The following is an 18,253-nucleotide window of genomic DNA, read 5'->3' as shown; positions in this document are numbered from 1 at the left end:
GTCGTTCCCACCTTCCCTTATATCATCAATCAAATCTTCGAATACTCGGCACACATAATGCTACTCCAATTGTTACAAGTACTAAAATAGCTAATGTTATAATCGTTATCTCACCACCTATGACAGTAGCTAACCATCCTACAACTACATAACCTAGTGGCAATAAAGCAAATGAACCTAACATATCAAGGCTTGCCACTCTTCCAAATGCTTCTTCTGGCACGAGCTCTTGTAAACTCGTTTCCCAAATGAGTCCAAATATCATCATACCGAACCCTTCAATTGCCATTAATGCGATTAAAGCAGGTGCCCAAGCAATAAACGGCATTATTAAAAGCGCACAACCACTTATTAAAACACCACCATAGGCAAGTAATCCCCGCTTATGCCACCGTTCTCTCCCGCCAAATATTAGCGCGGCAATTACAGCTCCAACACCAGAGGATGCCATTCCTAATCCATACACGTATGCTTCAAAATGATGATGAACATTAAATAACCATGGAATTAATACGACAATAATTCCTGCATAACAAATATTGATAAAAGAAAAAACTAAAATTGTAATCCATAGCCACGGATGACTTTTTAAAACGAAAACACCTTCCATAAACTCTTGTTTGTAATCGATTTTTCTTTTTTCAATCGTTTTTACTTTTTTAAACTTTATTTCCCTTAAAAATAATAAACAAAAAAATGATAACAAATATGTTACTGCATCTAGTCCAAACCCTATTCCAGCAGATGCAACTGAAACGATTAATCCTCCAAGAGCCGGTCCAATTAGTCGTATACCTTGATTACTCATTTGCGTTAATGCATTAGCTGCATTTCGAATGTCCGGTACAAATACTTTCGCTCTTACAGCCGCATACGCTGGTTGAAATATCCCTTCCATAAGTCCATATAATGCTATGAGGACATATAGAAGCGGAATTGTTAAATCATCCATAAATATAAGTGTTGCAAGTAATAGCATTAATATGCAGCGAACTATATCTGTAAATAACATTACTTTCACTCGATCCATTCGATCTACGATTAATCCCGCAAACGGTAACGCAAGAATATTAGGAAGCATGTACATTGCCATAGTCATTCCCATTACAACTGTTGATCCAGTTAATGAATATACAACGACTGGCAAAATAACCATCGTTATCGAACTACCTAAAGTCGAAAGCAATTGCCCAACCCATAAAAATTTAAAATGTGGTGACGCTTTAACTGGCAATAGCAATTTACCGATATAACTTAAACTTTTCTCTGTTGGTATTTCTCCTTGCATATACCTCTCCTCTTTTCAAATTAAGTTAACAATGAAACAAAAACAGAAAATTCAATCTTAAATACTTTTAATTATATATGAAACGGTTTAATTATTGGTAAAAACATAAAAAAGAAACTCATACTGAATCTAAAAATATTACATGTTAAATATAAATAAAAAAGGTGTTTTCATAAATGAAAACACCTTTTTTATTTATATTTTTAAGTTCTTCTTTAATGTCCAATATTTTTCTTGAGCATTTTCAAATGAAAATTCTACCCAGCCGTTTGGATCTTCACGATATACATTTACTTTCTTGCCACTTTCTAATTTTCCAACTTCATTTTGCGTAATATTTGGTACGCTCTTAATTGTATAGCCAAATGGATATGGTACTTGATAGTAAGAGCCTACTAATTGAACAGTAGCTGTTGCATCTTTTGCATAATCTTTATATGGAATCGCTTCGTCTAATGCATTTACATTTAATGTATTAGGGTTTTTTGGTAATCGTTTTACATTTTCATAGTCTTTCTTGTTAAACGGTTTAATACGTTCCATAATATTAGCGATTTTGCCAGCCCATTCTTTATCTGTTGCATACTTTTCATTCATAGCAGGTAATGTGTAGCCATGGAAATGATCAGCACCTTCTTCTAAATAATTCTTTCGTACATAATCAGCATTGTATGAAATACTTTGCGCGTAAGATGGTAAGTATTTCGCATTGGCAAATGGCTCCCAATCAAATGCCTTTAAGCCAAATAAATTATGTTTACGATATGCAATTTCTGATTTACCGTAACCAGATTCTAAAATTGCATGTGCAGCTAAGTATAATGCGCTCACACCATACTCGTTTTGCGCTTGAATAAAATCTTTACCATTCCCAACAAGTGGGCTATCTGGATGGGATTTTTTAATAAAATTATCAATCTCTTGCGCTGTTACGTTAGATGGTAATGTCACATCTAGATTAATATATGATGGTTGTTCAACAGGAACATCCTTTTTTATTTGCATCGCTTTATATAAAAGTTGTGCATAGCCTTCACGCGTTAATACACCTGATGGATCAAATCCTCCAAGTCCATTCCCTGCCGCTACACCATTAGATTGCAATGCACTAATTGCTTCCTTTGCCCACCAATATGTTGCATCTATATCATCAAATGTATGTGGTGCTTTTACTTCTAATTTAAATGCTTTTTGCAAAATAACAGACATCTCCGCACGTGTTAATGATTCTTTCGGTCTAAACGTTCCTTTATCATCACCTACGAAAATCCCCATATCTGTTAATGCTAAAATTTCCTTTGGGAACATTGTCGTTCCTGCACTAATATCAGAGTATGGATTTTTATAATCACTTTTTGCTTCTGGTTTTAATGCGCGATACATTAATGCTGCTACTTGCTCACGAGTTACAACATCTCCGAAGCCGAATTTACCATTATCGTAACCTGCAATAATCCCTTTTGACGTTAAATCATTAATTGCTTCAAGTGCCCAATGATTTTTTGGAACATCTGGAAATTCTTTTGTAGATGCAAACGAAGTTGCTGGAGCCATCACTACTTGAAGCGCGACTGTCACTGCTAACACATTAGAAATAACTTTTTTCATAAATTTTTTAACACGTTTTTTATATGCTTGTCCCGTGTTAACTTGCCTCCCTTTATCGTATAATTTTCCCTATTAAACTAACAAACTCTTAAATAGTCAACAGTAAAAGTATACGTGATAAAAATCAACTAATCTACCATTATTTTATTTATAATCAACATAATACGATATATCTTTTTATTTCGATACAAAATTACATAAAATCACATAAAAAGCCCATCTCTATGTAGACGATGGACTTAGCAATCAATATTGTTATTTAGCTAAACGATATTTTTCAACATCGAAACCTTTCCACTCATAATAATCTAAAATCCCAGCATAAACTGCCTCAGCAGCAATTTGTCTTCCTGATTCAGTAGCTAATTTACCATTATCTATATCATTATCAATAAAGGCAAGCTCTGTTAAAACTGCTGGTACTGTATTATTATTTACTACATAAAGTGAGTGATTGTCTTTTATATTTCTATCTCTTGTATGTAGTGCTTCTACTACTCTATTTTGAATTTTCTTTGCTAACACTTCACTATCCTTTTCAATCTGTGTCTCTTCTCCACGCTTGGATTTTTTATAATAATACGTTTCCGTTCCATGACCATCATGATTTTCAGAAGAATTTGCATGAATGCTTACAAATATATCTGCATTGTTCTCTTGACCAAATTTCACTCGATTCGCAAGAGATTCATTTTTGTTACTTCCTGGATTTCCGTTCTCTTCACGTGTTAATAAAGCTTTTAAAGGTGTATTTTTTTCTAACAACTTCTGTAATCTTAAAGATGTATCAAATACGATTTTACTTTCCTCTACACCTTGCCCTGGATTCCCTGGATCAAATCCTCCATGACCAGGATCAATAATAACTACCTTTTCTACTAAAGGGTTACCTATTTTAAGAGAATCTGCCTTTTTTATAAATTGAGCTGCCTCTGCTTTAGTTAGAATTTTTTCGGGCTCCCATTTGTCACCAGTTCCAATAGAAATCCCTAATTCAACTAGAATGTTAGCTTTTGCTTTACCCCAACTTTTTTCTAGATCACTAAATTTAGTTGCTGGAGTACCATTTACTTTAGAATCTAATTTGTAAGCTTCTACAATAAGAGAGGCCATTGAAACTCGGTCAATTTTCCCAGTTGGATCGAATACGCCCGCTCCTTTCCCTTTTACAACGCCAGCTTTTTCTACAGCTGCGATGAATGGGGTATACCATTGGTTTTGAGAATCACCGAAAGATGGTTTAGCATTTTTATCGATTGGTAAGTTTAAGATTTGAGCCATCATTGTAGCTGCTTCTGCACGAGTGATTTCTTTTCCTGGCTCAAACATTCCTTTTTCGTTACCTGTAACTGCACCTTTCTCTACTAAATAATAAATAGAGTCTTCTGCCCAATGTTTAGCTGGGACATCTGGAAATTTTTTTGTTTGCGCGAAACTACTAGATGAATAAGATAATATACTAGCTGCAATTACTCCTGCTGCGATTATTCTATTTTTCATAGAATATATTCCCCTCTCAAGTACGATGTATTTATGTAACAGACTAATTATAGTTCTGAAAATTAGTAATAGTCAATTGAAAATTGTATAATTTTGTATTATTATTGTATTTTTTGTCATACATAACTATAGTTAAAAACTATAAGATTTTATTAAGAGGAGAGATTCATATGAGCAACAATTGGAAAGATATAGAGCACCGTATGTATACAATGTGTATGATTCAGCGGAATAACAAAGTATTGTTAATACAGCGCCCCAATCACCTTGGCTTCCCTGGTTACATCGCTCCCGGCGGAAAAGTAGATTTTCCAGAAAGTATCGTTCAAGCTGCTAAACGGGAAGTAAAAGAAGAAACTGGATTACTTGTTTCAACTTTAACCTTTAAGGGATTAGATGAATACGTAAATCCGAAAGAAAATGTTCGATATATGGTATTTAACTATTGGACAGATTCATTTGAAGGTGAGCTTCTTGTGGATCCTCCTGAAGGTAAATTATTATGGGTACCAATCGCTACAGCACTAAATCTTCCTATGCAAGATTGGTTTAAAGAAAGATTTCCATTATTTTTTGAAAAAGGTACGTTTGAAATTCAACGTGTTTGGGACAAAGACTTAGATAAACAAGTCGCTATGACAATTACCCATACGTAAAAAAAGCTTGGAATCTCTCCAAGCTTTTCTTACTTCTCCTCTATTTTCTTAATCTCATAATCAATTTCTAAAAACTTAACTCCAAATATCCACATTTTATGGTTAGCTTCTAACATTTGATTGGTGCCCTCTTTAATAATAAACGTCTCAGCTAACGGTAAACGGATTGTAAAGAAACGATTATGTATATAAATCCCCTCATCTCCCTTACCATTTCTTCTCAGCTTACTATTGACACTCCCACGGCTAAAGCCGCAAGCTGACTAACGTCAGTGGGATTCTTGCTACCAAAGGCGAAGTCTATTTCTAGTATCGCTGACGTGCAAGATTGCGGTGTGCCATCACCACTCCATATCCAGTGCATCTAGCAGATACGGCACTCGTTCTATTACCAAACGAGTCAGATTGTGAGTTCTCAAATGTGTTTTAGCGTCTTGTACTTGACGACTCAATACATTTTACGGAGCAGAAGAATTTGTTACTCCAACCTCATATGTATTCTGTTTTCAGAGAACAAGATTGTTTTAGAGACTTTCACTTGTCTGTTATGAAAATTATACCATTTCAAATACTCGATGTACAGAACATACTTTCGGTATTTTATCTATACATCGCATTTGACCTCACTATCATCCCACCCCTAAAGGGGGTACTATCGCACCGTAGTGGGCTTTCCTATTCGGAAAATCTGTAATTTTAAAACCTCTGCCATATTCGAATATGGTAGAGGCAATGCGATATTCATATATGTCTCATTCTTATACGTATGTTTTGAGTAAAGAGCTACAAAAATAGATGCTCCTGCTTCATTTTTCCTTAACCAAGCTCTTACATTCTCCCTTCCATCCTTCTCATCCATTATCCCTATGATAGAGCCGTGCATCGTTTCCCACTTGCCGCCCATTCCTAAATGTATTTGTCCTACACGCTTACTCATTTTCTCATAGCAAAATGCAAACGGGTGGAACCAGCGAGTCCATTTAATATGCGATTGTAATTCATACTCTGTTGTATTTTCATAAAAACGAATAATACTTACAGGAATCTTGGCCCTATCAAATATCCCACTATGGAAATCATTCATTTTATCAACTAAGCCTTTGTATTCCTTGCTATCTATTACATTTCTGTTATGTAAAAATGCTTCACCAACTGTCGCCTCTCCTCTTAATCTGCTCATTGGTTTCCCGTAATATTTATAGTTCGGAACACTCTTTTCAATCATCCAGCCGACAAATGCCGGCAACGCTACTCCAATTCCATTAACAACACCGTGAATCCAAACCATTTGGGCAATTGTAATCGTCATTACATGTTTCAAATTCCCATACGAATATATAAGTGAAAACATAATTGTTACCATGAGCGTACTAGACGATATGATTAGGAGGATTTTTGCACTGATAGCATTAAATTTCGCCCGCCAAACATAAATTCTATACCCATAAATCGCACATAAATATAGGAACACTGCAAAAAATTCAAATACCCTTGAGTACGTAATTCCAATCGCAATTGTCATCGGTGAAATGACTATAATAAACATAATTGCATCATATACTTTACTGCTCTTTTCTCTCTTCCGCCCTATTAAACCAGCTGATAATGGCAATAGAAACGCCGAATAATGAAAGTGTGCAGCTGTGAGTAAAACAATGTCAGAAGTAAACTGCATAATCGAAATCTTTGCTACAGAAGCAAAAAACCAAAAACCACCTAAAAACAAATAAATAAACGCACTATCGATAGCTGTCTCTTCTAACGGTGTCCATCCTCTTTCTAGTAATCTATTTATACCAAATAACGCAACGATCCCCGTATATACAAACCAAATTATCGCAAAGATATATTGATTTGTTACGAAAGCTAACATTGCACAAATCGCTGCTATCGGATATAAAAACGATACGGATTTATAAAATAATAAATACGATCCATTTCGTGCTCTTTTATCAATAATACAAAAAGACATCGGTATACATAACAAAATAGATAATAAAATAATTGCTTCAACTGGGTTTACATTTGACCACTCACATATTAGAAAAATAATATAACAAGCAAGCCCAACTATTATATTTTTCATATCATTTATTTCCTCTCCACAAATGTTCCCTTATATGAAAATAGCGAACCAATTAACGGATTTTGTACTTGAACATGAATTCGAAAACATTGTAATTCGTCATCATAACTTTCAACAATGTTTGCCTCTCCGTATAAAAATTTCGGTAAAGAGATTTTTCTTCCAAACATATAAAACCATTGTTTCTTTGAAGAGATATGCATTGCCCCTAACTCATCAATATAAAAATCCAATGTAGAGACGAGTAAATGTGGTTCACCAAAATAATCTACAATTTCATTTTCATCAAGTTTCATTACCGCATTAAAATATCTTTTCTTATTACGAAAGTAAAAAGTACGATTCCACCGCACAAGTTCATGTCCATGTTCATCTCGCTCAGCGGTATTATGTATTGTAAATGGCACTTTCTTCCCACGCTCAGGGAAAAACATTCGAAACTTCGATGCAATTTTTAATATCAATTTTACGAAAAAAGAACCTCCGTAAATTTCATCCATCTTTCCTTCTCCAGTAAAGCTATTTTCTTCTGTAATCTCATAGCGTTTCTGTAATTTTGGATGAAGTTTGTTATAAGAATCCCCTAATAGTCTTTCATACATATTAGCCATACATTATCCCTTTCTCTTCCTCTTGCAATTTTTTGCACTTGGTAAATCAAAACTATTTATATAACCGACAATCGATACCCCCATTAGTAAAACGTTTAATGTAATTGGATTAAACGGCTCTGTAAAGCTTACGATATTCGTAAATCCTGCCACTATCGTTAAAGCTATTAACATAAAAATATGTAGTATAAATAATTTTTGTTTTGAAACTGGAAATAGCCATATGATACCAAAAATAATTTCTAACATCCCTATTACTTTAAGAATTGCAATACTATTTCCAGTTGAATCAATAATCGCAGAAAGCATCTTCATCTCTTCTGGATGACTGAAAATTATTTTTGGGAAGATCCCTTGATACATCCATACAAATGCAAATAAAAAACATACGAGCCAATATGTCATTGTTCTTCTAATTAGCAACCTAGGATGAAGCCCCTTTTCTAACCATAATTTTAAAGCATCAAAACTCCAAGCAGTCGCCCAGCCTAATAACGGCCGAAACATATAGAAATCTATTACATTCCCTATACGACCAAACCTCGTATCATAATCATATTGCGTCTCAAAATGAATGTGTTCTTTACGGGGTGTATACTTCCAATAACCACGCCCTATTTGAATAAGTGATAATTGATTTTCTGTCCAAAATTTTAAAGAAGAAATTCGTTCACCTGTTTCTTTTCTTATTTCACCTATCGATTCCCCTTCCCCAGCTATTTCAAGTCCAAATCCGATTTTTGTTTTATATAAAAATTTCTGTGGTTCTCCTTCTTTTTTCTCTACATATGAAATTTCAGTAAAGCGGGCATCCCATTCTGTATGTATATGTGGTTCTTGCGTGTATTCCCATAATTTTTCCATTGTTGTGTTCATTTCTGCTGAAACATAAATAGGCTTTTTCCCTTTCATTCTTCCACCTCCAATGAACTATAATTTTAATGTACATGTAATAAATTTATTTTGCTACATTTTTCACAAACTTCCTCGTAAAAAAGATAGAATTTTTAAAATATATATAAAACACTTGATTCCTCGAAAAATTTAAATTATTATAAAACAAATGTTACCAACAACTTCATAAATCAAACACTCTCGCCTAAAACGTGAGATAGAGGTTGCGATACTTATGAGTATTCTAATGGAGACACAGAGATGTCTATGAAATTAGATGAAAGGAAGTATTGCCGAAATCGATATATTTCTCTGTATGTATCGATTGGGGCTGTTTTCGAATAGAAACAGAACTGTCATATGTACAGACGTGTACGTATGAAGAGCTATCTACAAAAAAGAGATATCATTTTTATGGTATTCCTTTTTTGGCGGTTTTTTTATTAGCTCCGTTTTCTGTTTCCCTTTTCCTGTAACAGCACCATCCTCACTTATTTGAGATGGTGTTTTTTGTTTTTCTCTGGTAACTACAGGAATATTGGGATTTATATATGTCCTAATCTATTCTTAAAAATGGATGAAAGAAGGAATTCGTAATGGAAACGATTGTACAAAAATTTGGTGGCACTTCTGTCGGAAGCGTTGAGCGCATTCAACATGTAGCAAATTTAATTATTGAAGAATATGAAAGAGGACATAGTATCGTCTCTGTCGTTTCAGCAATGGGGAAAAGTACAGACGAACTTGTAGCACTCGCTAACGCGATTACAGAAAATCCGAGTAAACGCGAAATGGATATGCTTCTATCAACAGGAGAGCAAGTGACTATTTCATTATTAACGATGGCACTACAAGCAAAAGGTTATAACGCAATTTCATTAACAGGATGGCAAGCTGGTATTACGACAGAATCTGTACATAATAGTGCACGGATTACTGACATTCATACAGATCGAATTCAATCTTATCTTGCTGAAGGTACGATTGTTATCGTAGCTGGCTTCCAAGGCGTTAGTGAAAACCATGAAATTACAACGCTTGGACGCGGTGGTTCTGATACAACTGCTGTTGCATTAGCTGCTGCACTGAAAGCTAAAAAATGTGATATTTACACAGATGTGACAGGCGTATATACGACGGATCCACGAGTTGTAAAAGATGCTTATAAATTAGATGAAATTTCTTATGACGAAATGTTAGAACTTGCAAACCTCGGTGCTGGTGTATTACACCCGCGTGCTGTTGAGTTTGCTAAAAATCATAATGTCATTTTAGAAGTTCGCTCAAGTATGGAACAAGAAAATGGAACAATTGTAAAAGGAGAATGTAACATGGAACAACAATCAATCGTTAAAGGTATTGCATTTGAAGATAATATTACACGCATCACAGTGAAAGGATTGGAACAAGGCTCGCTTTCAACAGTTTTCTCTACATTAGCAGCGGCACATATTAATGTAGATATCATCATTCAAAGTATTACAAATGAAGGAACTGTTCATCTCTCCTTCTCCATCCATTCTAATGATTTAAGAGAAACATTAGAAGTATTGGAACAAAATCAAGAGGCACTTCACTATGAATCAGTAGAATATGAAAATCATTTAGCAAAAGTATCAATTGTAGGATCTGGTATGGTCTCTAATCCAGGTGTTGCTGCGAATATGTTCACTACTTTAAAAGAAGAAGATATTCATATTAAAATGGTAAGTACATCAGAAATTAAAGTGTCTGTCGTTATTGACCGCCTTCATTTAGTAACAGGTGTCGAGGCGCTGCATCAATCATTTATGGCGAAAATTGAGCCTTTAGTGCAGATGAGCTAATTTCTACTAGTAAAACTTAAAACAAATTATATGAATCTACTTCCTTCCTATATAAATAGAAAGCTATTTGCATATAGAGTAATAAGAAATGTATTTATCATTTAAATAATACACTTCATTCTATACAACGATCGGGCCCTTTAAGAGCATACAGCGTAGAAACATTTTTCGGGGAGTCGCGGTATTGTTTGTTAACAAGATACTATATAGCACAATTAAAAATAGCTTGTCACATTTCCCTATACTGTGACAAGCTATTTTTTGTTTGGAAGGAGTTTATAACTTTTTAATAGTATAATTATGTAGATGGTTAGATCATACACTTTTACATATAAGGAGATAAAGACAATGACAAACAACAAATTACTCAGAATGGATAATGTCAGCATCGTTGTAGAATCCCTTGATCATGCAATCTCTTTCTTCGAGGAGATTGGGTTAAAACTCGAAGGGCGTGCCACTGTAGAGGGTGAATGGGCCGGTCGCGTAACTGGACTCGGTTCGCAGTGCGTAGAGATTGCTATGATGGTAACTCCAGATGGCCATAGCCGAATTGAACTTTCGCGATTTCTTACCCCGCCCGCTATAGCAGATCACCGGACAGCTCCTGTCAACGCCCTCGGTTATTTGCGCGTCATGTTCACCGTTGAAGACATTGACGAAATGGTATCTAGGCTTACTACTAAACATGGTGCTCAGCTCGTTGGCGAAGTAGTTCAATACGAGAACTCTTACCGTCTCTGCTACATTCGTGGAACTGAAGGCATTTTAATCGGTTTAGCGGAAGAACTCGGTAATAAATAATTAATGTTTTATTAGAAGCCTTTACTGAAGTAAAAATATTTGAAAGAACTTTACACTTAATAAAACTTAGATTTTGAACCCCGTCCTAGCTTTAGAGCGGGGTTATACTTGTTTGAGCTTTTTAACATACTATTAACATCCTAAAATTATTATAAAACAATTTATTTTCTTGTTATACTCTTTCCTAGGAAATATAACTTACTCTTCTCACTTCTTCTCATATATATCTTTTCTTTTAAAAAACGATTTGAACTCATTCAAAATAACTTTCTTCACATCCGAATAAAAAACCATCATGAATAGTGCAATTACTAATACAACCACCTGTATTTTTTCATAATCAATGAACGCACTCATAATTAGTAAACCAAATCCAATATAAAAACCAAACTCGTTCTCTTTCTCAAAATCCTCATCTTCTTCATCAATATGTATTTTTTCTTTAATGTTTTGATTCCCTTTTATTAACTCATCGAGCGTAACATTGTACATTTCGCTTAGTAAAATTAAATTATCAATATCAGGACAACTTTTATCATTCTCCCACTTATATACCGCTTGCCTCGTCACACCAATCTTTTTAGCAACATCCTCTTGTGAAAATCCCTTTGACTCTCGTAATTTTTTTAACTGCTCTCCTAAGCTCATAACATCCCCCTCCTTTAACAAATTATTACATAAAAAGAGATATAAAAGAAAGAAACCATTAGTAAAACTCACTGTAAACCATTCGTTTACAAAGTAAAAAAAGAGAGAATAGCCCTATATTTAAGCTATTCTCTCTCTTCTATTAAAATAGATGAATGTTTTCTTTCTTGCAAGCTTCACGTAAATCGTCAGGCCATACAGAAGATTGAACTTCACCAATATGTGCTTTACGTAAGAAGTACATGCACATTCTCGATTGTCCGATACCACCGCCAATTGTTAATGGTAGTATGTCTTCTAAAATACCTTTATGGAAATCATACTCACGTTTATAGTCTTCACCTGTTTTCGTTAACTGCTCATCAAGTGATTTACTATCAACACGAATTCCCATTGATGATAATTCAAATGAAGATTGTAGTACTGGGTGCCAGAATAAAATATCACCGTTTAATTTCCAATCATCATAATCAGCTGCGCGTCCATCATGCTTTTCACCTGAACGAAGTGCATCACCAATTCCGATAATGAAGACTGCACCGTGTTCTTTTGCAATTGCATGTTCACGATCTTTCGGTGTTAATTCTGGATATTTATCTTCTAGTTCTTGAGAAGTAACGAATACAATTTCTTCTGGTAAATACTTCCCAAGGAACGGATACTTTTCAAATAAGTGGTCTTCTAAATCTTTGAATATTCCATAAATTGTTAGTACTGTTTTTTGTAAATAATCTACAGTACGCCATTCTTTTTGAACGATTTTTTCCCAATCCCATTGGTCAACGTAAATAGAATGTGTTGCATCAAGTTCTTCATCACGACGGATCGCGTTCATGTTTGTATATAAACCTTCACCAGCTTCATATCCATATTCATGGAGTGCAAATCGTTTCCACTTCGCTAGTGAGTGCACAATTTCTAATTCTTCTCCTGAGTGTAACATATCAAATTCAATTGGACGTTCTACACCGTTTAGGTGATCGTTTAATCCTGATTTTTTCGTTACGAATAATGGTGCAGATACACGGAATAATTCAAGTCGTTTTGCTAATTGATCCTCGAAAAATGTTTTAACTTCCTTAATTGCGATTTGAGTCTCTCTTACTGTCATTAATGATTGATACATGGTGGTTTCCTCCTAAAATGTTTGGATGTTGTGAAAAGAAGCCAACAAAAAAAGCCCTTCTTTCCCAAAAAACTGGGACGAAAGGCTTTGGTTCCGCGGTACCACCCAAATTAGCAACAGAGGTTGCTCACTTATACAATACGGAGATGAAATATCTCGATACTGTTCTTCTTGTAACGGCGAAGTTCCCGGCTAAGTCTACTTTCCTATCAAGGATTTCGGTTAGCAACTCCAGGAGGTTCTTCATAATAGGCTTCGTATCAGGCTCACACCATCCCTGACTCGCTTAGACTACGTCCTACTACTACTCGTCCTTTCATAGTCGTTTTGTTGTCACATCTCTGAAACATTTTATTAATGATTATTCTATACAAAAAATAAAGAAAGTCAACAAAAAGTTTTAAAATATTTTTCAATTCTTTATTTTACGGCTTTATTGATTGTTTCCAATATACCTTCTTTACTTCTTTTGCCTAGGTATTCTAAAAAACGTCTCACTAACTGAAACTAACGTATATACGACGATTAATGTAATCGTTCGAAATATAGAATCCGCAGTATTTCGTATTATTTTCATTTTCTTTGTAATTCCTTTCAGTTTACTTGCAAATTCATGATATACTATAGCATTCAAGCAGTTTGTTTTCCTTAAAGCAAACATAGTCATTTATAAAGAGTATTTTCTAAATCATTGACTATTATCAAATTAGATTTTTATATAACGGAGTGATTATATGAGTAAAACGAAAGCAAAACCGAAAAAAGGTGTAGGACAAGGTACAGGAAGTAAAGGGTGGAACCGTTGGCAATCAAGTGCAAAAAAGAAGAAAGCTGCAAAGCCATACAAAAGTAAAGGTACAAAGAAATAACATTTAGTTTCTTTACTTTGTACAAAACAAAATATAATTATTACAACGAAAAAGCTATGCCCTCATATATTTGAAGGCATAGCTTTCTTTATTAGATCATTAAAATATCTCGAATTTCTTCTTCCGTGATGGATGATAATTTCTCTTCTCCCGGCTCAATCACTTCAGCAATTAAATTTTTCTTACTCTCTTGCAGTTCATGCATTTTTCCCTCGATTGTTCCGTGAGCCACTAACTTAATAACTTGTACCGTATTTTTCTGTCCCATCCGATATGCCCGATCTGCTGCTTGTTGTTCAACAGCTGGATTCCACCATAAATCGTATAATATAACCGTATCGGCACCCGTTAAGTTAAGCCCCGTACCACCAGCTTTTAAAGAAATGAGAAATAGGTCCCCTTCCCCTTCGTTAAATCGATTACATAGCTCTACACGTTCTTGCGAAGGTGTATTTCCGTCTAAATAAAAGTATGGAATCGCTTGACGATTTAATTCACGACCAATAATGGACAGCATCTTCGTAAATTGAGAAAAGATTAAAATTCTCTTACCAGTACTTCTACATTCCTCTAGTATGTCTAACAGTTGCTCAAATTTAGCTGAACTCCCTTTATAATCATCAACGAATAAAGCGGGATGACAGCAAATTTGTCTCAATCTCGTTAAGCCAGCTAAAATTCTAATTTTATTTTTACTTAACGTGTCTTTGTCTAAATGTTTTAACGTTTCTTCTCTTAATTTCGCTAAATAAGCAGCATATAGTCTCTTTTGGTCTGGTAATAACTCCGATGACTGTAAGTGCTCTATTTTATCTGGCAGCTCCTGTAATACATCTTCTTTTAATCGTCTTAATACGAAAGGTTTTACGCGCTTCGCAATATCTTCACGCCTTAAATCACCGAACTCTTTTCTTCCTGGTAATAATTCTGGAAATACAACGTGGAAAATAGACCATAGCTCTTCTAATGAATTTTCGACAGGCGTTCCTGTTAGTCCGAAACGATATTCAGCTTGAATTGTTTTCACTGCTCTTGCAGTTTGCGTTGTCGGATTTTTAAACGCCTGTGCTTCATCAAGAAATAGCGTATGAAACGGCCTCGCATACGACCTTATATCTCTTCTTAGTAATGGATATGACGTAATTACGACATCAAATTCCGCTACATCTTTTAAAATTTTTCGCCGTTCTGTCTGATTTCCATCTGCAATAACTGCTCTAATATGTGGAGCGAATTTTTTCAATTCACTAAACCAATTATAAACAAGCGAGGACGGTGAAACGACTAATATAGGCAGCTTCTTCTCTCGAATTTCAGGCAAAACAGAATCTATATAAGCAATACTTTGCAGCGTTTTTCCAAGTCCCATATCGTCTGCTAAAATACCGCCAAAACGGTAATAGGCAAGTGTTTTCATCCATTCGAACCCGTATACTTGATACTCTCTCATTACAGCATGTAAAGTTTGTGGCACTGTAAATTTTAATTTTTTCGGGTTTTGAATGCTTTCAACTAAATCTTGAACAGACTCATCTAAACTTAAAACATTACCTTCATGAAGTCCGTTCATCCATTTTACACTCCGAATAAGCGGAACATTCACTTCTTCCCCATGTAAAAATTCTTTTCGAATACCTGATTCTTTTACAAACTGATTAATTTCATTAAACTCTTTGCTCTCTAGTGATAATAAAGAACCATTCGCAAGCCGATAATATTTCCGTTTTTCTTCAAGAGCCGCTAATACACCTTTAATTTCAGCTTCGGGTATTCCTTTTATATCAAAACGAAATGACAACCAATCAATTCTTTCTTTCCTTCTCACTCTAATAAGTGGCGCTGTATCCCCTTTATGAATTCGTAATTTGATTGCTGTTGTCGCGTAAATATCAACTAAACCTTTTAACGTTGGAACAATGTGATATAAAAAGTTATACTCAGCTTCTTCATTATGCATAAAGTAACCGCCTTCTGTTTTCGCAAAGGCACTTTCACTCATAATGTCTAAAATCTCTTTTTCCTTTTTCTCATCACGATTAAAAACAGAAGGTTGCCCGTCTTCTTCTAGCGGATTAATCACGACGTTTCCATAATGAAATTCAAGACCTGCTAGCAAACGATTTTTCACTCGATCTAAATATAGCTTTGCTTTTAACGATGGCGTTTCAACACGATCGGATATGACTTCATCAATGCGCACTGTTCCAAGTTTCATTAATCCAGGCACAACTTTCGCTACGAAATGTTCCATCTTATTTTCAGGAATATAAAACTGATTGCTATTTGAGCGACTCATCATCTTTTGCAATTCAATAAGTCGCATACAATCTTCCATGGGTAAATGATATAATTTCCCATCGTAAAGAGCGTTGTTATACATCTCCATAACTCGAACGCGATTTAGACCGTCTATATGAAGGGTAAACCCGCCATTATTCCCTTTCGTAAACTCAAAATGTAATGGCAATAACCCTTTTGAAATGTGTAATCCCTGAAACAGTTGCTCATTTTGTTTCAGCTGTACATACTCGGCTCTAGAAAGTGCAGAGAGCATATCATTCCACGAAGCTGGCGGTATAAATATCATGCTTTCATCTTGTTTCGCATGTACTTCTAGTGCATCTTCATACATTTTTTCGTTATGATATATTTTAATAAGTTGTTGTATAATCGCGTCTGTTTCTTGTTTAAAACTGTGTACATCTGGCGTATATGTAAATTCATTGGAACAATGAAAAGTCTCTCTCTTCTCCACTTTAGAAAGAAATTCTCTAATATGATTTATAAAATATGTTTTGGCAAGTTTTAACTGAATTCCAAGAAGAGCCCCACCGCTTTTCGTCGCTACCGGTGAACATATAAACGCAACATCTAATATTTCACGTGTATCAAACCGATGTTGTTTACTTTTTGGCCTCAGTGGTTTATCTGCAAACAACTGAAACATCCCGTTTGTTAATTGATCATTTCTGCTACTAATAGAGCCCATTCCACCCGTTTGCTGGTTATAATTTATTTGTATCAATACAGCTGCTACATGTTGACAGTACGTTTGGAAAGACGCTAACGAAGGACAACTACATCTCGCAACAACATCACCTTTCTTAGCTTTTTCTACCGTAACATGAAAATCCTCGTTCCCTTTTACCGTCGCCTCACAAATTTCTTTCGTTTCATCATAGTAATTCACGATTACTTTATTTGATTTATAATAAGCTTCGCCTCTTTTATATGAGGTTTCTCCACATACTTCTTTAATAATCGATTTATTTAATGTAAAACTCATTGTTTTGACACTTCCTTAATGTAAAACCATTTTCTCTTACTTAACATTTTACATGCTTCACGAGAAAATATAAAATGTTGATTTAACAAAAAAAGATGCTTATTTATAAGCACCTTTTCACTCTATCTCCATCAGTCGTTTCGCCTCAAAATACAACACTTGAATAAATTTTTTCGTATTAATTCGTATATGGCCAGAAGTCGCTACCCCATCCTTTGTCATTTCTGTCATCCGTTTTCTAACCACAGTGAAATCAAAAAACTTCGGAGCATAACTTTCAAATTTCGGATTTGAAAAGTCTGTTAGTCCAAGAGAAGCTAAATGGTTTAATGATTGATAAATTGCTCTTCTCACACGTTGTTCAGATGCTTTTTTCTCCTTCTCTATATCTGCTTCTGAAGCTAGTTCCCCTAATTTTTTTACTGTTATTTGGTGAAAGATATCTTTTAAAGCAGGAAATCCAAACTCAAATGTTTGCGCCTTTTCTTGTCCATATAAATATTCCAGCATACTAAGCAAATCTTTACTTCCATTCTCTCCCGCAATACCGAGTTCTGATAGTAAGAAGCGTCCTGAATCTGATATCTTTTTCCCTTCTTGCACTGTTTCACTACGCATTTGCGGCTTTTCCCACTGAAACACATTATTCAATGATTTTTGAATGTCATATATAGAACGTTCCAAACGAATACGTTCTATCACTTTTCGTACAACAGATACTACTTCTATTTTGTTTAGTGGTTTTGTAATATAATATTCCACACCAAGTGTATATGCCTCACCAATGAGCTGTTTCGATTCAACTTGGGAAATCATAATAATTTTCCCAGTAAATGAAGATGCTATATGGCGAACTGTTTCAATGCCGTCTCTCATCGGCATTAGTAAATCAATAAATAAAATGTCCACTTTTTTATAATTTAACTGTTCTGCTTCAATAAACGCTCCATCTTCCGATTCTCCAATTACTTCCCCAAGATCGCCATCCTCAATAATTTGCGAAAGCATCGAACGGAAAACTTCATCATCATCTACAATATAATAAAACAAA

14 protein-coding genes, 2 pseudogenes, 1 riboswitch and 1 other annotated feature are annotated in these 18,253 nt (G+C 34.9%); of the genes and pseudogenes, 4 read left to right on the top strand and 12 right to left on the bottom strand.

Annotated features, from left to right (window positions below; genetic code table 11):
* Window positions 1-25: 25 nt before the first annotated feature.
* The 3 genes from PDQ40_RS02005 to PDQ40_RS01995 all read right to left on the bottom strand — a co-directional run bounded on the left by PDQ40_RS02005 (window position 26) and on the right by PDQ40_RS01995 (window position 4,396).
* Window positions 26-1,288 (bottom strand): MFS transporter, encoded by a 1,263-nt coding sequence (locus PDQ40_RS02005; RefSeq protein ID WP_214328957.1) that lies wholly within the window; start codon window positions 1,286-1,288, stop codon window positions 26-28.
* A gap of 195 nt (window positions 1,289-1,483) precedes the next feature.
* Window positions 1,484-2,896, bottom strand: coding sequence for an S-layer homology domain-containing protein (locus PDQ40_RS02000; protein ID WP_270691210.1), 1,413 nt, complete (start codon window positions 2,894-2,896; stop codon window positions 1,484-1,486).
* 255 nt (window positions 2,897-3,151) lie between these two features.
* Window positions 3,152-4,396, bottom strand: coding sequence for an N-acetylmuramoyl-L-alanine amidase (locus PDQ40_RS01995; RefSeq protein WP_000797228.1), 1,245 nt, complete (start codon window positions 4,394-4,396; stop codon window positions 3,152-3,154).
* A gap of 170 nt (window positions 4,397-4,566) precedes the next feature.
* On the opposite strand from PDQ40_RS01995, the gene PDQ40_RS01990 reads away from it, so the two are divergent.
* Complete coding sequence (locus tag PDQ40_RS01990; protein WP_270691209.1) at window positions 4,567-5,052, top strand: 8-oxo-dGTP diphosphatase; 486 nt, start codon at window positions 4,567-4,569, stop codon at window positions 5,050-5,052.
* 29 nt (window positions 5,053-5,081) lie between these two features.
* Here PDQ40_RS01990 and PDQ40_RS01985 read toward each other — a convergent pair.
* From PDQ40_RS01985 to PDQ40_RS01970, 4 genes and pseudogenes are all read right to left on the bottom strand, one after another.
* Window positions 5,082-5,288 (bottom strand): annotated as a pseudogene (locus PDQ40_RS01985) (YndJ family protein); the annotation flags it as partial.
* Between the two features lie 455 nt (window positions 5,289-5,743).
* A pseudogene (locus PDQ40_RS01980) lies at window positions 5,744-7,138 on the bottom strand (YndJ family protein); the annotation flags it as partial.
* A 5-nt stretch (window positions 7,139-7,143) separates the two neighbouring features.
* Entirely contained in the window at window positions 7,144-7,749 is a 606-nt protein-coding gene (locus PDQ40_RS01975; RefSeq protein ID WP_000002643.1) for a DUF4166 domain-containing protein, read from the bottom strand.
* Between the two features lie 3 nt (window positions 7,750-7,752).
* A complete protein-coding gene (locus tag PDQ40_RS01970) occupies window positions 7,753-8,661 on the bottom strand; it encodes a DoxX-like family protein (protein ID WP_270691208.1) in 909 nt (302 codons plus the stop codon).
* Window positions 8,662-8,853: 192 nt separating this feature from the next.
* Window positions 8,854-9,040: riboswitch (Lysine riboswitch) on the top strand.
* Window positions 9,041-9,239: 199 nt separating this feature from the next.
* Here PDQ40_RS01970 and PDQ40_RS01965 point away from each other — a divergent pair.
* Both PDQ40_RS01965 and PDQ40_RS01960 read left to right on the top strand, forming a co-directional pair.
* The gene (locus PDQ40_RS01965) at window positions 9,240-10,469 is read left to right on the top strand and encodes an aspartate kinase (RefSeq protein ID WP_270691207.1); all 1,230 of its coding nucleotides are present in this window, start codon (window positions 9,240-9,242) and stop codon (window positions 10,467-10,469) included.
* Between the two features lie 348 nt (window positions 10,470-10,817).
* Window positions 10,818-11,273, top strand: coding sequence for a VOC family protein (locus PDQ40_RS01960; RefSeq protein WP_000183761.1), 456 nt, complete (start codon window positions 10,818-10,820; stop codon window positions 11,271-11,273).
* A gap of 207 nt (window positions 11,274-11,480) precedes the next feature.
* On the opposite strand, the gene PDQ40_RS01955 is transcribed toward PDQ40_RS01960, so the two are convergent.
* The 3 genes from PDQ40_RS01955 to PDQ40_RS01945 form a co-directional block, all read right to left on the bottom strand.
* Entirely contained in the window at window positions 11,481-11,921 is a 441-nt protein-coding gene (locus PDQ40_RS01955; protein WP_061536808.1) for a helix-turn-helix domain-containing protein, read from the bottom strand.
* A 142-nt stretch (window positions 11,922-12,063) separates the two neighbouring features.
* Entirely contained in the window at window positions 12,064-13,047 is a 984-nt protein-coding gene (asnA, locus tag PDQ40_RS01950; RefSeq protein WP_000284909.1) for an aspartate--ammonia ligase, read from the bottom strand.
* A gap of 70 nt (window positions 13,048-13,117) precedes the next feature.
* Window positions 13,118-13,376 (bottom strand) — a binding site (T-box leader).
* A gap of 131 nt (window positions 13,377-13,507) precedes the next feature.
* Window positions 13,508-13,681: a hypothetical protein gene (locus PDQ40_RS01945; protein WP_001983127.1), complete on the bottom strand. Its 174-nt coding sequence runs from the start codon at window positions 13,679-13,681 to the stop codon at window positions 13,508-13,510.
* A gap of 100 nt (window positions 13,682-13,781) precedes the next feature.
* On the opposite strand from PDQ40_RS01945, the gene PDQ40_RS01940 reads away from it, so the two are divergent.
* A complete protein-coding gene (locus tag PDQ40_RS01940) occupies window positions 13,782-13,916 on the top strand; it encodes a DUF3934 domain-containing protein (protein ID WP_000047591.1) in 135 nt (44 codons plus the stop codon).
* Between the two features lie 91 nt (window positions 13,917-14,007).
* Here the strand turns inward: PDQ40_RS01940 and PDQ40_RS01935 are convergent, their stop codons facing one another.
* Window positions 14,008-17,202 carry an SNF2 helicase associated domain-containing protein gene (locus PDQ40_RS01935; protein ID WP_270691206.1) on the bottom strand — a complete coding sequence of 1,065 codons (3,195 nt, stop codon included), beginning with the start codon at window positions 17,200-17,202 and terminating at the stop codon, window positions 14,008-14,010.
* 117 nt (window positions 17,203-17,319) lie between these two features.
* The gene (locus PDQ40_RS01930; RefSeq protein ID WP_000500322.1) at window positions 17,320-18,252 is read right to left on the bottom strand and encodes a response regulator; all 933 of its coding nucleotides are present in this window, start codon (window positions 18,250-18,252) and stop codon (window positions 17,320-17,322) included.
* Window position 18,253: the final 1 nt, after the last annotated feature.

The sequence above is a fragment of the Bacillus cereus group sp. Bc061 genome (assembly GCF_027715825.1).
Lineage (GTDB): Bacteria > Bacillota > Bacilli > Bacillales > Bacillaceae_G > Bacillus_A > Bacillus_A paranthracis.
Note: the sequence above shows the minus strand (reverse complement) of the source record. Positions and strands in the feature narration are given on the sequence as shown.